Annotated in this window: 15 protein-coding genes; 1 reads left to right on the top strand and 14 read right to left on the bottom strand. The window is 68.3% G+C overall.

Annotated features, from left to right (window positions below; translation table 11 throughout):
- Window positions 1–4: 4 nt before the first annotated feature.
- From LZP97_RS24030 to LZP97_RS23970, 13 genes are all read right to left on the bottom strand, one after another.
- Entirely contained in the window at window positions 5–925 is a 921-nt protein-coding gene (locus tag LZP97_RS24030) for an alpha/beta hydrolase (RefSeq protein ID WP_010594563.1), read from the bottom strand.
- Window positions 915–1820, bottom strand: coding sequence for an alpha/beta fold hydrolase (locus LZP97_RS24025; protein ID WP_048773401.1), 906 nt, complete (start codon window positions 1818–1820; stop codon window positions 915–917). The genes LZP97_RS24030 and LZP97_RS24025 overlap by 11 nt, the downstream gene beginning before the upstream one ends.
- A 1-nt stretch (window position 1821) precedes the next feature.
- On the bottom strand, window positions 1822–3237 hold the full coding sequence (locus LZP97_RS24020; protein ID WP_010594565.1) for an NAD(P)/FAD-dependent oxidoreductase: 1416 nt from the start codon (window positions 3235–3237) through the stop codon (window positions 1822–1824).
- On the bottom strand, window positions 3234–4634 hold the full coding sequence (locus LZP97_RS24015; RefSeq protein WP_010594566.1) for an NAD(P)/FAD-dependent oxidoreductase: 1401 nt from the start codon (window positions 4632–4634) through the stop codon (window positions 3234–3236). Before LZP97_RS24015 ends, LZP97_RS24020 begins: the two co-directional genes overlap by 4 nt.
- Window positions 4635–4645: 11 nt before the next feature.
- Window positions 4646–5671 (bottom strand): bifunctional lysylphosphatidylglycerol flippase/synthetase MprF, encoded by a 1026-nt coding sequence (locus LZP97_RS24010; RefSeq protein WP_082170401.1) that lies wholly within the window; start codon window positions 5669–5671, stop codon window positions 4646–4648.
- The gene (locus LZP97_RS24005) at window positions 5668–6126 is read right to left on the bottom strand and encodes a type II toxin-antitoxin system RatA family toxin (protein ID WP_010594568.1); all 459 of its coding nucleotides are present in this window, start codon (window positions 6124–6126) and stop codon (window positions 5668–5670) included. The genes LZP97_RS24010 and LZP97_RS24005 overlap by 4 nt, the downstream gene beginning before the upstream one ends.
- A 23-nt stretch (window positions 6127–6149) precedes the next feature.
- Entirely contained in the window at window positions 6150–7391 is a 1242-nt protein-coding gene (locus LZP97_RS24000) for an aspartate aminotransferase family protein (RefSeq protein ID WP_040273763.1), read from the bottom strand.
- A complete protein-coding gene (locus tag LZP97_RS23995) occupies window positions 7388–8428 on the bottom strand; it encodes an SDR family oxidoreductase (RefSeq protein WP_225222885.1) in 1041 nt (346 codons plus the stop codon). Before LZP97_RS23995 ends, LZP97_RS24000 begins: the two co-directional genes overlap by 4 nt.
- A gap of 10 nt (window positions 8429–8438) precedes the next feature.
- A complete protein-coding gene (locus LZP97_RS23990; RefSeq protein ID WP_040273761.1) occupies window positions 8439–9569 on the bottom strand; it encodes an acyl-CoA dehydrogenase family protein in 1131 nt (376 codons plus the stop codon).
- A complete protein-coding gene (locus LZP97_RS23985) occupies window positions 9550–10053 on the bottom strand; it encodes a hypothetical protein (RefSeq protein WP_010594572.1) in 504 nt (167 codons plus the stop codon). The genes LZP97_RS23990 and LZP97_RS23985 overlap by 20 nt, the downstream gene beginning before the upstream one ends.
- Window positions 10041–12287, bottom strand: coding sequence for an MMPL family transporter (locus LZP97_RS23980; protein WP_048773403.1), 2247 nt, complete (start codon window positions 12285–12287; stop codon window positions 10041–10043). Before LZP97_RS23980 ends, LZP97_RS23985 begins: the two co-directional genes overlap by 13 nt.
- Window positions 12288–12684: 397 nt before the next feature.
- On the bottom strand, window positions 12685–13347 hold the full coding sequence (locus LZP97_RS23975; protein WP_010594574.1) for a TetR/AcrR family transcriptional regulator: 663 nt from the start codon (window positions 13345–13347) through the stop codon (window positions 12685–12687).
- A 59-nt stretch (window positions 13348–13406) separates the two neighbouring features.
- Complete coding sequence (locus LZP97_RS23970; RefSeq protein WP_234420158.1) at window positions 13407–14087, bottom strand: SGNH/GDSL hydrolase family protein; 681 nt, start codon at window positions 14085–14087, stop codon at window positions 13407–13409.
- A 185-nt stretch (window positions 14088–14272) separates the two neighbouring features.
- Here LZP97_RS23970 and LZP97_RS23965 point away from each other — a divergent pair, with 185 nt between their 5' ends.
- Complete coding sequence (locus tag LZP97_RS23965; protein ID WP_048773405.1) at window positions 14273–15142, top strand: biotin-dependent carboxyltransferase family protein; 870 nt, start codon at window positions 14273–14275, stop codon at window positions 15140–15142.
- Between the two features lie 12 nt (window positions 15143–15154).
- Here LZP97_RS23965 and LZP97_RS23960 read toward each other — a convergent pair whose 3' ends face one another.
- A complete protein-coding gene (locus LZP97_RS23960) occupies window positions 15155–15625 on the bottom strand; it encodes a hypothetical protein (protein ID WP_048773407.1) in 471 nt (156 codons plus the stop codon).
- Window positions 15626–15669 lie beyond the last annotated feature (44 nt).

Here is a 15669-nt window from a genome sequence, read left to right as displayed (position 1 = left end):
CGTCTCAGCTCTCCTGGTTCGTCGAGATTGCGGCAGCCGGCACCGAGCTGGTGCGCTGCACGAAGTCCGCGAGCAGCTGTGCCACTTCGAACGGTTTGTCCTCGGGAAGCAGCGAACACGAGTCGGCGATCCACTCGAGTCCGGCATCCGCGAAATCCCCGGCGAGACGCTCGGCGTGTTCGGGTGGGAACACGCGATCCTCCCGGGACCACACGACCAGCACCGGCCCCGGGAAGTCGCCGAACGACTCTGCGGCCGCGAGGACAGCGCTCGGTTCCAGGCTGCGGAGCATACGGCGGAGGTCTGCGTAGACGGCGTCGCTCTCGAGGGCCGGGAGGACCCACGAGTCGGAGGTGGCCGGTTCGACCGGTCGACGCGCGAGCCAGCCGTAGGACATCGGGAGCCGCCGCAGGGCCCGGATGCGCAACGGGCCGAGGATCAGTTCACGCGCCGCCGGCGCGTAGGCGATGGCCTTCATGATCGCCCGGTACCGCCGCGGTGGGCAGTTGTCGTACGCACCGCCGGCCGTCAGGACCAGCCGTCGGACGAGGTCCGGCCGCGTCGTGGCAACCAGTTGAGCGACGGGGGTGCCGCCGTCGTTGCCGACCAGCGTCACCTCACGCAGATCGAGTGCTTCGAGCGCCTCCGTCACGATCGCCGCCAATCCGGCGAAGGACAGATCCGCGTCGGGCATCGGGACGGAATGGGCGCCGAAGGGAAGGTCCAGCGCGATGCAGCGGAAGCGCCCGGACAGAGCGGCAACCACCTTGCGCCAGACGTTCGCATTCGTGAGTGGACCGTGGAGGAGAACGATCGGTTCACCGGCACCGGCCTCGAAGTAGGCGAGCCGGCCGGTGGACAGTGTGAGCTCGCGCCGTGTGCCGAGACTGCGATGGCGCCACCATGCGCGACGATCATCGGTCATGTGGGACTCTCGTTTCGGTCGTGGTGATGAAGTGGGAGACGAGTGCGGCCACCCGCTCGGGTCGGTCCTCGGGTGCGAGGGTGTAGGCGTCCTGGATCCACTCCAGCCGTGCATCCGGAAAGTCCCTCGTGAGCCGGTGCGCATTGGCAGGCGGACAGAATCGGTCCTCCCGGGACCACGCGACGAGGACGGGACCGTCGAACCTGTCGAAGTGCCGCGCTGCTTCCAGTGTGTGCCGCGACTGCAGACCGGTCACCACTCGCGCCAGGTCCCGACGCACTCCGCGATTCCGGATCGCCGGCAGCACATACGAATCCGAGATGTGGGGCGGAAGTGCTCGTCGGGTGAGCCAGCCCTGGGCGATCGGCAGACGCCGCAAGGACCGCACCGTCATCGGCGCCAGAATCGGGAGCAGGCCTCCCGGCACCGACGCCGCGAGCTTGAAGAAGCCGAATGCCGCGGGCGGACAGTCACCGTACGCATCACTGGAGGTGAGGACCAGGCGTCCGACGAGATCGGGACGTTGTGCGACGACGAGCTGCGCGACCGCGCCGCCCGTGTCGTTCGCCAGCACGGTTGCGCCACTGAGCCCGAGCGTCTCGATCGAGTCGACGACCAGTCGCGCCAGCCCGGGGAGTGACAGGTCGACGTGGGGCACGCCGACGTCGTGCGATCCGAACGGCAGGTCGAGCGTCACGCACCGGAACTGCGTCGACAGCGGGGGCACGACCCGGCGCCACAGGTTCGCGTTGACCATCGCGCCGTGGACGAGGACGATCGGTTCGCCGTCTCCGCGTTCGAAGTAGCGTACCGCCCCCGACCCGATACGCACGTCGCCGCGTTCGCCGAGATCGGGATGCCGCCAGCCGGGCTGGAATCGATTGTGCACCGTCACGTCACCTCGCCTGCTTCCGGCCGAACTGCCGGTACAGCGATGCCCGCGCATCGTCGACGACGGAGACCACCGAGTTGTGCGGCCGACTCGCGGCACGGACCATGGACACCGCCGCGGGCAGACCCATCAGCCTGCGTGGGTTGTACTCGTGCCTCAGCATGAGCGTGAGATTGTCCCTGCGCCGCCGGGACGCACTGATGTATCGGAACAGTTCGATGTCCACCGAATTGGTCGGAAGACCCAGTCCGATCGACCGGGAGAAGTAGTACATCGGACGCGCTTCGGCGTCGCGTTCCTTCCACCACCGTCGGGTAGCGCGGTCGATGGTGCGCGGGCTCCCCCATTCCGGCAGCACCGTGCGGGTGAACATCCGCACCTGCCGCAGGGCATCGGAGATCCCCTGGCCGGTGATGACGTCCTTGAAGTGCCCGGAGTCGCCGATCAGCACCCAGCCCGGTCCCGCCGCCTCCCGGAAGTAGCCGTCCATCCGACGTACCTGGCGGACGTCACCGACCTGTTCCGCGGCGGCCATGAGACCGCGCAACGTGGGGATGATGCGCTGCGCGTTCTCCTCGAACACCTCCCTGTTCCGGTAGTCGCGGGGGTCGTCGCGGGGCGGCTGGGCGACCACCAGGGTCAGGCCGTCGTCGCACGGGACCATGAAGTAGATGTCGCGGCCGTCACGAACCAGCTGGAACTCGGGCGGCACCGGCAGATTCCGGTAGTACCGCCAGACGGCATCACGATCGTTGGTGGTGACCGCGTACTTGGCGGAACCCACGAGCTTGGCAACCGTCGAGTTCCTGCCGTCCGCACCCACGACCAGCGGTGCCAGGATCCGGATCTCGCTGCCGTCGGCTCTCGTCGCCAGCACCCCCCGCACCCGTCCGTTGTTCTCCTTCAGCAGCCGTCGCACCGTCACGCCGGTGCGCACCGGCACCCCGACGGCTTCGACCCTGCGGCGCAGGAGCTCGTCGAGGCCCGACCGTCGCACACACATCCGCGGCCACTGCGGGTGATGCACGGACATGTCCACTCCGTCCATGACCGTTCGAGTGGAATGCAGTGGTGGAGCACCGAACTCGTGCAACTCACGCAGCACACCCAGCTCGTCCCACAGCCGCAGGTCCTGCAGGTAGTGGGTGGAGAGCACATCCGTTTCCCGCTCACCACGATCGAGCAGCGCCACGCGCTTTCCCGCCTCCGCGAAGCGGACGGCGAGTGCACACCCCGCGATCCGGGCGCCGACGATCACGATGTCGGCGGTCTCGATGCACGGTTCACCGGTCGAGCTCGAGCTGCTCGCCCCCTCGCAGGATCCCGCACCGCTCGGCGGCACGGGATCCTGCGTCCCGGCACCGGGCGGGATGTCGTCCGTCGGCGGCGCCAGGACGGCCGAATCGATCTTCGCGCTCATGAGAAGACTCCTTCCTCGGCCGGAGCGACGCGTCCCGGCACGTCCTCCCGGGACTTCGGCGATCCGGTCCGCAGGTCGTGCCGATCGGCGAGGTCGAGCATCCGCAGGTATGCCCTCGTGCCGGCCTCGAGCGCGGGCTTCGGCAGTGTCAGGCCCCGCAGGCGGGTCCACGGCAGGGTGCTGTCGGCCGCGCTGCCGCCCACCGTCCGCCCGAAGCGCCAGGCGGAATCCACGGCGAGCGACAGACCGTGACCACACCAGGCGCCCGCGTAGAGGACACCGGGCCGTCCGGGCACCGGAGCGACGACCGGCAGCCGGTCCTCGGTGCTCCCGGCCAGCGCAGTCCATCTCGCCACCACCGGCACATCCTTCAGAATCGGGAATCTCTCACCGATCTCGCGACGAAGTCTCTGCTGTACCGCATCCGCGGTGCGGGCGTCGGGGACGGGATCGCCGGTCGGTACGACGACCGGTCCCCCGCCGAACACCAGCCGGTGGTCGGCGGTCATTCGGTAGTAGTTGAAATAGTTTCGCTGGTCGATGATTCCGCCACGACCGTTCCAGCCGAGGGCGGCGCGCTGTTCGAAGCTCAGCGGGTCGGTGGCCAGTACGTGAGCTCGGATCGTCACCACCGAGTTCGGGAAGGGATTGAGCTTCTGCGCGTACCCGTCCACGGCCAACAGGACACGGTCCGCGGTGATGTCGGCCGACGCGGTGTAGAGCTTGGTCGCACCCCCTCGTGCCGGCTGCATGTCGACGACACGACTGTGCTCGTGGATCTCGACACCGCGGCGGCGTAGTGCGTCGGCCAGACCGAGCAGCAGGCGGTACGGATCCACGAGCAGCACGTTCTCGTACGAGAATCCGGCCACGTATCCCGGTCCCGCCCGTTCGACGAGGTCCTGCGGCCCGAGCCACTCGACGCCGTAGCCGAGTTGTTCGAGGTGCATCAGGTGGGCCGCCATCCGCTCGCGCTGACGAGGCGTGAGCGCCGCGAGCGTGTGCGGTTCCTCTCGCGCATCACAGTCGATCTGCTCGGTCCGGATGAGCTCGCGCAGCAGGTTCACCCCGTGCTGGGAGGCGCCGAAGGCGGCGCGCGCCGTGGTGTCGCCGTACTTCCTCCTCAGCGACGCGAGCGGAATCTTCAGACCGGGACCGACGATGCCGGTGCTGGCGCCCGTCGCCCCCGATCCGATCCGGCCGGCCTCCAGGACGGTGATGTTCAGTTCGGGCCGTTCCCTGGCCGCGTAGTAGGCCGCGGTGAGTCCGGCGAGTCCGGCGCCGACGACCACGAGGTCGGCCCCGGCCGACCCGCGAAGTCGTGGTGCATCGGGGACGTAATCCGCCAGTTGCTTCCAGATCGGTGCCGTGTCCAGGCACCGGGTCGCATCGACCATTGTTCCTCCTTTCAGAGCGAATTCGTCGCCCGGGCGAGACTCCAGAGGTCTCGCAGGCGAACACGACCGGGAAATGCGATGTACTCCGGCGTCACCAGGGTGGGACGCCATTTGAGCTTGAAGGCCAGCTGACTCGCGGCCGGATAGACGGCCGAACCGTGCTTCGCGATCAGTCCTGTTGCGGTGCTCAGCATGCGGGACGCACCCGGAAGAGCAGCGTCCGGGTCGATGCCGACGAACGGTGTGAGCCCCAGGTGCAGCCAGGGCGCATCGTCCTCGCGCAGCACCTGTGCCGCCTCGGCGAAGATGTGCTCGACAACGCCGGGTGGCGCGTCCGGGGATCGCCGCGTCAAGTCGTAGAGCCAGCCGGCCTTCTCGCCGAAGACGGGCGAGTAGGAGATGTACGCGACGATCCGGCCGGCGGCTTCGGCGACGAAGAGCCGGCGTTGCTCCTGGACCTCGCCGCCGCGCTCCCCGACCATCAGCTTGAGTCCCTTGACGTGACGCCCCTTGTTCCGCAACCACGCGGCATCGAGCCGGTCCAGTCGGGTGGCGAACGCGGGGTCGGTCAGCTGCTCCGGCGTCGCCTCGCGCACGGTCACCCCCTCACGACGCGAACGGGTGATCATGTTGCGGGTCTTGACGAACTTCCGGCCGCGCAGGCTGAATGCGGAGAGGTCGATGCTGTACGAGGATCCGAACTGATTGACCACCCATCCGTTCGCGGCTGCGCGCTCGGCATCGGACCGCTCCAGTTGCACGGCCACGACCCGTTTCCCGGCGCGCTTCGCCGCTTCGGTGAAGGCATGGTCGACGGCGGATCGATCGTGCTCGGGGGTGACGGCACCGGTGAACTGGATCCAGTAACGTCGGCCGACCGGCCGGTAGGCGACGAACCCGGTGCGACCCGGCACCGTGAAGTACCGGTTGCCCTCGTTGAGTGCGAGGAACGCGGACGAACTCCGGGCGTAGTCCCGCAGCACGGCGAGCGCATCTCGCCGCGCGAGGTGCTGCGCGGCGTCCTGGGTGGTGGTCACGCGTCGACCGCCAGCGCCGGCTGTCGTATCTCGCCGAACAACCCGGACAGGATGAGGGCGATGTTCTCGCGCAGCGCACCCTCGGCGACCGGGTCGAGAATGTCGGCCAGTGACGGAATGCCCAGGTCGAACCGGGCGTCGAAGACCACCGACGCGCCGTCTTCCGTCCGGCCGATGCGCCAGGTTCCGTCGAACACCTCGAAGTCCCCTTCGAGTTGCGTGAACGCGATCGTTCCGGCGTCGCGGTCGAGCACATCGTGCTCGGTCCAGCGCAGCAGCCCCTTGCGGAACTTGACGGTCCAGCTGGACCGGACTTCGCCGGCGTCCCCGGGGGCCACCTCGACCGCGACCACAGCCTCGGTCAATCGGGGGTAGCTCTCGAAGTCGCCGATCCGGTCGAAGGCGGCGCTCGGGTCGATTCCGGGGAGGACGAACGACATGGTGACACTGCGCATGGGGGTTCTCCTTGCTGTAGGGCTCAGGCGAAAAAGGCAGCGGACAGCGCGTCGGTGAACGCGGTCAGGAAGAAGTCCAGTTCACCGTCGGAAAGGACGGCCGGCGGGGTGAGACGTAGCACTGTCGGCGAATTCAGGGAGTGGTTGACCAGAACCCCGCGATCGACGAGGTTCAGGTACAGGTCTCCGACCGATCGAGGATCGTCGAACTCGATGCCGATCAGCAGTCCGCGGCCGCGGACCTCGATGCGGTGCGCCGAGGAGTGAGCCGCCACGGCGTTCCCGACGGCGTGGACGAGGCGCCGGCCCAGATCCGCCGCCTTGCCGACGATGTCGTCGTCGCGCATGACCCGGATCGTCGCCGCGGCTGCCGCACACGCGATCGGCGAGGCCGCGAAGGTCGAGGAATGCAGGTACGGGTCCTTGGCGAACGGTTGATACGTCTCTGCTGTGGCGACCATCGCGGAGATCGGGACGACACCGCCCGAGAGTCCCTTACCGACGAGCATGATGTCCGGAACGATCCGAGCGTCGTCGATACCCCACCACGTGCCCAAGCGCCCCAGACCGGTCTGGATCTCGTCGACGATCAACAGCGCGTCGTGCTGTCGGCACAGATCGGCCGCGGCGGCGAGATAGCCGGGAGGGGGCACGATCACCCCTCCCTCACCCTGTACCGGCTCGACGATGAGGACGCCCCGGCCCGCGACCCGGGCGAGCACGGCGTCGAGTTCGGCGGCGTCCCCGTACCGCACGGCGGTCACCCCCGGCAGCAGCGGCTCGAACGGCCTCTGGAAGACCGGGCGGGCGGTGACACTCAGTGCCCCCAGGGTCTTGCCGTGGAAGCCGTTGACGGTCGTGACGATCTCGGTCTTGCCATGTGCCCGCGCCAGCTTCAACGCCGCCTCGGTGGCCTCGGCGCCCGAGTTGACGAAGTGCACGAGGTCCAGGCCCGCAGGCGTGACGGCGGACAGTGCCGCCGCCGCGTGCACGCCCGCGGGTTCGAAGAAGACGCGCGTCGACATCGGGTGCGTGTCGATCTGCCGGTGCACCGCTGCCGTCACCTCCGGATGCCGGTGCCCGAGCAGATACACCCCGTGGCCGCCGAAGTTCAGGAAGCGCCGACCGTCCGCGACGACGACCCAGGCGCCCTCCGACGCGATCTCCTCCATGCCCCCGAGCAGACGGCCCAGAGCGGCCCGCCCGCTGCCCTGGTGAGCACGGCAGAGGTCCTCGATCCCGGTCCGGACGCCCGAGGCGGTCACGCCGCCCGCCCGTCGTCGTCGCCGGCCACGAGCCCCTTCACCTGCGCCCAGTAGCGCATCGACAGGTAGGCCGTCTTCCGGAGCTCCTCCGTGGTGACCTGCGCGGCGAAGCCCAGTTCCGGCAGCGAGTTCGGCAACGGGTCGGCGCTCTGGAAGAGCCAGGCGAACTCGAGCAGATCGCGGAACTTCGCCTGGAGCGGGGCCGGAAGCGAATCCTCCAGCAGCGGAAGGATCAGGCGGTCCACGGCTTCGGTCGGGATGAGACGCGGTTCCCGCGTCGACAGACCCAGGTCACCCGCCAGGCCCATGCACAGGTCCATGATCTGCCGTGCACACAATGCCTGGTCGCCGGCTGTGAGCCAGTACTCGCCGGAGGTGACCTCCTGACGTACGAGCCGGCCGATGACGGCCGCAACCAGGTCCTGCGGTACGAAGTCGATGAGAGCGTTCGCCGGCATCGGGATCATCGGTGCGGCGCCCCGCACGATCGCTCCCAGCACGGCGTGCAGACCCTGGAACGCCGCCATCCGCCCGTCCGCCGAATCACCGATGACGATCGACGGCCGCACGATCACACTCGGCACGGCATGCGACCGGACGAGCGCCTCGGCTTCGATCTTGGACTGCACATAGGCCGCGGCTCCCGGCGAATGTCCCTGTGCCGAAGGTGGATCCGCGACGAAGGCGGTACTGAAGAAGTACAGCGGCGCCGATGCCTGCGTCGCCAGCTCCAGCAATGCCGTCGGGCCACCGAGATTGACCTCACGAATCCGTCGCGGGTCCTCCCGCCAACTGGTTGCCGCCGCCGCGTGCACGATCACATCCACCCGGCGGGACAGCACGGCGTAGTCGCCGGCGGACAGGCCGAGCCGCGGTTCGGCGAAGGACCCGGCGAACTCGCTGACCCGGACGTCGTCGACCGGGTTGCGGTTGCGCATGCAGACCACGTCGAAGTCGTGCGACAGTTCGTCGATCAGTGCCCGTCCGACGACACCGGAGCCGCCGGTCAACAACAGTGTCTTTCTACGCCACGTCATTCTTCGCTCCTCATGCGATCTCGAGGGGGCTGCCCGCGAAATAGCGCGTCAGCGGTCCCGCCATTCGCGTGCGCGACGGCGGGTGGAAGCCGAGGCCGTTGACGGCCGCGGCGAGGTATCCGACGTCGTCCGACGTCATGAAATTCATGCCACCGAGCAGTTCGACCGCTCGGGGTACCACCGACGCGATCGTGTCCTGTACCGCGTACCGCACCAACAGGGTGTCGGCCAGGAGCCCCGCGTCCGTCTGCGCGTGCGGGACCTGCCGGGCGATGTTCTCGATCGCCGCGTGCGCGCTCTCGGTGCGCGAGACGAGCTGCATCCGCTCGACGTCGGCGGATCGTTCCACCGACAGCACACGCTCGACCAGTGCGCTGGCCGCACCCAGGTACGAGGCGGCCATGAGCAGCTCGAACCACACGAAACCCGCGGTCTGGACGGCGTCGAGCCGCCCGTCCTCGGTCACCTCCGTGAGTACCACCAGATCCGCAGGCACCAGGACGTCGTCGATCGTCACCTGATCGCTCTCGGCGCCGGCGAGAGCGAAGCTGGACCAGAACGGAGCGACCGTCACACCCGGGTCGTCGGCGGGAATGAGGGCGACGGCCAGCCGGTCCCCGCGACCGTCCGGGGAGGGCAGCCGGAGACTGGCCGTGAGCAGGTCCATGGACCGCGCCAGACTGCACGGTCGTTTCGTCCCGCTGACCCGGACCCCGTCGGCCGTCACGGTGGCGTCCATGGTCGGGGTGAGGATGTGGCCGTCGGGGCGGCCCTCCGCGAATCCGGACGCGACGAGCATGTTCTTCGCGGAGATCGCTTCGAGGACGAGCCACTCCTTCCCCCCGGTCTCGGCGAGCAGCACGAGGCTGGACACGGAGAAGTGGTGCATGGTGCTCGCCACGGCCAGGGACGGCGACCGCGAGCCCAGTGCCCGCTGGATCCTGACGGCATCGAGAGCATTCGCGCCCTTGCCCTTGTATTCGACCGGAATCACGAGTCCGGCTCCGCCGGCATCACGCAGCAGCGGGATACCGAGGGCCGCACTGCCCTCGAGGTCCGCGAGCGGGACATCGGCCAGCGCGTCGTCGAGTCCCGGCAGGAACTGCTCGAGTACGGCACGTTCACGCGCGAGGAAGCGCACGTCGAAACCCCCTGTGGTTCGTGGAATCGTCGGAGCGGACACCGACGCGGTGGTAGGCACGGTCGAAGGCATCGAACTCCGGATGCTTCACCGGTTCGAACGAGATTCCGAACGGCTTCATGGTGTTTCCGAACAGAGCTCGGTCTCCGCACAGATGGATCGGCAGTGCGAGAAGCGCCCATTCCGGACCGAAGATCAGCGACCATGCCGCCGCAATCGCGGCTGCCGTGAGGAAGCTGTGCATCACGTTGTAGGCGACATAGTAGCCCTTCGCAACCGCGTGATCCGCGCTGCGCCGGTACGCGATCGCGCCCGGAATGTAGCCGATGATGTCGATGATCAGAAAGAGCGCGACGAACGCCACCCAGTCGATCTCGTCGAGATGGGCGACGGCCAGCACCACGACGACCACCAGTGCGAGAAACCACTCGGCCCGCGCGACCGCATGCGTGGCCTCGGTTTCGAATCTGTTCAGGTTGTCCACAGCGACTGCTCTTTTCGTAGTTCTGGGATCGGGACCGCTTCCCCTTCGCGGAATCCGCGTCTGGCGTGCCATCGGGCCAGCGGCGCGGGCGCCCACCAGTTGTACCGGCCCGTCAGTGCCATGACGGCCGGGACGAGGAACGTGCGCACCACGAACGCGTCCACCAGCACGCAGATGGTCAGTCCGAGGCCGAGTCCGCGCATGAACGAAACCTCCCCGGCGGTGATCGCCAGGAAGACCACCGTCATGACGACCGCGGCGGCCGTGACGATGCGACCTGTCCGCGCCAGGCCGGCACACACCGACCTCTGGTTGTTCCCGGTCGCCAGCCATTCCTCGCGGATGCGCGACAACACGAAGACCTCGTAGTCCATCGAGAGCGCATAGGCAATGGCAGCGAGCAGGGGTGGAACGAACGCCGTGACGTGTCCGGTCGCGGTGGTACCCAGACCCCCGAGGTTGCCGTCCTGGAAGATCCACACCATGGCGCCGAATCCGGCTGTGAGCGAGAGGGCGTTGGTGACCAGCGCTTTGACCGGAAGCACCACGCTGCCGGTCATCAGGAACATGAGCACGAACGTCGCGAGAGCGATCAGCGCGACTGCGACGGGCACGCGGTCGGTGATGCCGTGCACGTTGTCGAGGTCACGCTGCGCGAGGCCGCCGAAGAGTGTGGGTGCCGGCGACCGGACCTCGCGCAACCGTTCGAGCTGCTCTTTGCCCTCCTGCGAGTACGGGTCCTTCGTGGTCGAGACCGTGACGTATGCGCTGTCACCGGAGATTGCCGAATCGACTCGGAGTGGGCTGATCTGCATGCCCTTCGCATACACCCCGCCGGGGCTGCTGACCGACAGGACACCGTCGATTGTCGAGAGTTCCCTCGCGTAGTCCGCGACCTGCGGCACGGTCGTCACTGCACCGGTCAGAACGATCGGGGTCGAGCCGGCGAAGTCCTGGGCGAAATCGGCTCGCAGAATGTCGCCCGTCTGCCGCGAAGTCGTCGACTCCGGCAGCGCCCGGTCGTCGGGATACGCCAACTGCACACCCTGGAACGGCCACGCGAGGGTCAGCAGCGCGATCGTGAGCGTCACCAGGACGACGACCGGTCGTCGCATCACCGCCGCCGACGTGCGGTACCAGAACGAATCCTCGACGGCGCGGATCGGCACGGCTTCGCGACGGAACCAGCGTCGCAGCGGCTTTCGCACATCGAGTGCGTCGATGCGATCTCCTGCGAGAACGATCAGCGCCGGCGCGACGCACAGCGCACCCGCCATCGCGAATCCGACACTCGCAAGTCCGGCATATGCCAGGGAGCGAAGCAGATACGGTTCGAAGATCAGCAACGTCGCCAGGGTCACCGCCATGGTCAGCGCCGAATAGAACACGGTCCGGCCGGCCGTCAGCATGGTGCGTACCAGCGCCGCGTGTGCGTCGGTCCCCGCATCCCGTTCCTCACGGAATCGGTTGACGATGAACAGCGTGTAGTCGACCGCGAGAGCCAAGCACAGGCCCGTCGCCAGGTTCACCGCGAACACCGAGACGTCGGTGACGGCGTACAGCGCCCAGAGGCAGGCACCGGTGCCGACGACAGCGATAGCCGCGACGAGCAGCGGGAGCAGCGCCGCGACGAGACTGCCGAACACCCAGACCAGCGCGATGAAGGTCAGCGGTACCGCAATGATCTCGAGCCGGATCAGATCACTTCGGGACTGTTGTGTGCCTTCGTAGTACGTGATGGCCTGACCACCGGCGGTGACGGTCACACCGTCGCGGGTTCCGACGAGGGACGCCGCGATCTCGTGCGCCCGGATCGGTGCCTCCCGATCGTCGCCGGCGATTCGTGCGACGACCAGCCCGGTGTTCCGGTCCGCACTCAGCAGGATCTGGTCGAGCGGGGAGGGTGCGGTCCAGTACGACGCAATCTGGACCGCGTGTGGCGAATCTTGCAGTGCCGCAACAATCCTGGAGGATTCGTCACGCGCTCGCACGCTGCCGGCTCCCGCAGGGTCGGTAACCGTGAACACCACCGGCAGTCCACCCGTTCGGAACCTTTCGTCCAGAATCTGTTCTGCCCGAGCTGATTCCGATGACGGAACATCGTATCCACCGGACGGCAGCCGGGTTGCGGCCGGCGCTGCATAGACACCTGCGACGACGAGGAACAGCATCGCCGCCCCGACCACGGTGCGAGGTAGACGCCATGCCACTTCGGCGAGTCTGCCAAGGATCATGCGCTGTGCCCATTCTGATCAATCACCGGCACGGCAACCTGGACGTCGGCGACCTCGTTGTACACCGACATCCAGATGTGTTGCCGTAACGGTGAATCCCCCCAATGACCTGCCACCGGGGTCCCCTACCCGGTGTGGCCGCTGTCTCGACAGCCATGCGCCGACGTCCCCATCGGCCGGTCGGACCGACGGCGGCGCCGTTGCCGATGATCATGCCCGAGGGCACCCCCGGCGTCAACCTGTCGGCGAACAACCTCGACGACGCTCGGACCGGTCACCCGGATTCCGACGAGTTGGACGTTCCTGTGCATATTGTTGCCCCACAACGAAGTCGGAGGTCCCCGACTCACGGGGCCCGTCATCGAATCGCGCCGGATCACACGCGTGAGACCGTGCCCTATCGGACGGTTCGCCCCGGCGGACGCAGCAGTCCTTCCACGATGCGTCGGACCTTGTCCCCCGCCGCTCCGTCTCCGAGGCGCATGGCGGTGTTCGCGGACCGCAGCACCGCGTCGATCTGGAATGCCGCGAGATCCGCATCGAGATCGGCGATTTCACCGTTCTCGACGGCGACGGCGAGCTCGCCGGAGAGCGCGTCGACCCACTCCTGCTGGTTGCGCGCGAGCGCGTCCCGAACCGGGCCGGGCCGGCTGTCGAACTCCGTCAGATTGGCGGCCTGGAAACAGCCGCCGGCGAACAGTGGCCGTTCCGCGTAGACGATCCAGCGTCCGATGAGCTCCCGGATCCGCGCCACCCCTCGGGGTTCGGACAGAGCAGGACGAACGACGAAATCGACGAACATCGACCGGGCATGATCGACGGTGGCGAGTTGCAGCGCCTCCTTGGTACGGAACAGACTCTGGATACCGGCCTTGCTGAGACCGGTGTCGGTGGCGAGGCGTCCGAAGCTCAGCCCCTCGAGACCGTCCAGCGACGCGAGGTCGACGGCCCGGTCCAGGACCGCGCGACGAGTGCGGGCACCCCGAAGAAGCCGCTTGTCGGTGATGTCACCGACAAGCGGACTTGCCGTTCCCGACGACGGGGGTGTCGCGCTCGACATGCGGTGAATTTTACGTCACCCGATTCTCCAGCGATTTCGTGGCGGATCCAGTCCTGCCCCTAGGCCCGGTCGGCGCCCACCCGGGCCGCGAGCTGTTCGAGGACCAACGTCGCGAGGACGGCCTGCCCGGTGGTGGCGAAGTGAATCTTGTCCTCACTCAGCAGGTTCTCGCGGTCGTTGAGCGGGTGGTCCCACGAATCGGCGAGGACGGCGTCGAACTCGCGGGCGAGTTTCCGGGTGATGTCGTTGAGGCGGGCGACACGCTCGGTCCAGTCCGGGAAGGCCGGGATGACGAATGCGCGACCCAACGTCAGGACGCTGAGCTGGGCGCCGGTCCCCGCCGCCCAGGTGTACATCGTGCGCAGTCCGTCTTCGATCCGATCCCAGTCGGGATTGCGGCGCAGGAGATCGTTCGCCCCGCTGTTGACGTGCAGCAGGTCGGGTTCGAAGGCGGCGATCCGCTCGGCCTGCTCCTCCAGCGCCTGCGCCGTGGTGGCACCGATGCGCGCCGTGTTGAGGTATCGGAGGTCCGGTTCGACCATTCGAAGAACCCGTTCGACCCGAGCGGGCCATCCGAGGTTGTCGTAGCCGGGCGTGGGATCGCCTGCGCCCACCGACAGGCTGTCGCCGAACACGGCGTACCGCTTCCACGGTGCACCCTCGAGCATCGCGGCGGCCGTGGCCGGAGGCAGGACGTGCGGATCGGTGTCCTCGGTGAGCGGCTTCGATACTGTCGTCATGCGGATGAGCATACGATCGACCGTATTACTTCGGCAAGATGTGGCGCGCCTCGCCGTCGCTCGGAGGGGCTGCGTGTCGCTCGCCGGCCGATCGCCGACCGCCGGTCCGGGACGGATATGTTCGGGGGCAGCGAGATCCCCCGGACGCGCCCGCCGCAGGCGGCGGGGCGAGGACAATTTCCCCCATGCAAGGGCTCGAAGTCGTCCACAGCGGAATGTTCACCACCGTCCAGGACCGCGGCCGGCCGGGACGCGAGGACCAGGGGCTGGGCGTGTCGGGTGCCGCCGACCGAACGGCGCACGACGCTGCGAACCGCCTGGTCGGCAACGACCCGTCTGCGGCGACGCTCGAGATCACCGCCGGCGGTCTGACGGTGCGCAGCATCGGCGCGAACGTCGTTGCGGTGACGGGCGCCCGCGTGCCGGTCACCGTCGACGGCCACCCCGAGGCCGACTACTCGGTGCTCAGGCTGGACGACGGCGCCGTGCTGGCCCTCGGTAATCCGACGAGCGGAGTGCGCTCGTATCTGGCGGTACGCGGCGGAATCGACGTGCCCGAGACCCACGGCAGCCGATCCACCGACACCCTGACCGGGACCGGGCCCGACCGGCTCAGGGACGGCGACCGGATACCGGTCGGCACCCTGACGGGCGAGCTACCCGGCGAGGAACAGATCCCGCCACCGGCCCCGCCCGAGGACCCGGCACTGCTCCGCGTGCATCTGGGCCCGCACCCCGGAGAGTTCAGCGCCGGTTCGGTGCATGCGCTGCTGCACGAGACATGGGCCGTGACCCCGCAGCTGGACCGCATCGGCATCCGCTTGCAGGGACCCGGCAAGCTGCATCTCGCGCGTGGCGGAACCGATCGTCCGGAGCCGACCGCCCCGGGCTCGGTGCAGGTCCCCCCGGACGGCAACCCCATCCTGTTCCTGGCCGACCATCCTGTCGTCGGCGACCACCCGGTGATCGCCGTCGTCCTGCTCGCCGATCTTCCCGTCGCCGCGCAGCTCGGGCCGGGACATCGGGTGCGGTTCGTCGCCACCCTCACGCGATGACTGCGAAACAGCTCAGGACACCGCCACATCTCCCGGAGGCCGGACCACGGGACTCGGCCCGGCGACGACGCACTCCTGGACATGGTTGTCCCGCACGGTGATTCGTCGCAGCGTGCCGGCCGGTGTGCGGACGTCGACCGTGCCGGTGAGAACGTGATCGAACGTGAAGTTCCCGGACGGGACCGCCGCACGCGAGGCACGCCGCAGCCGCGCCCGGCGCGAGAGGAAGGTGTCGATCAGGTAGGCCAGCCACTCCGTGTAGAAGTAGAAGCACTCGCCGCCGTTCCACACCAGCGCGGCGCCGTCGGCGGTGGGTACCCACTGGCACCACGACAGCGGTCGCCCCCGGGTGGGCAGCCCGTCGGCCGGGGACCGGTGGGGGCCACTGGCCGATCCGGCGAACGCGACGAGAAAGTCGATCTCGTGTCGGTTCAGCGGCGGATCGATTCCGATCCGTCCCGTGAATTCGGTTCGTTGTGCCATGTGTCCCCCGTCCGCTGTCGATCAGCTCTACCCGATTCGACGCG

It is taken from the genome of Rhodococcus sp. DMF-1, from assembly GCF_021441945.1.
Classification (GTDB): domain Bacteria; phylum Actinomycetota; class Actinomycetes; order Mycobacteriales; family Mycobacteriaceae; genus Rhodococcus; species Rhodococcus ruber.
This window is presented reverse-complemented; position numbering and strand designations above follow the sequence as displayed.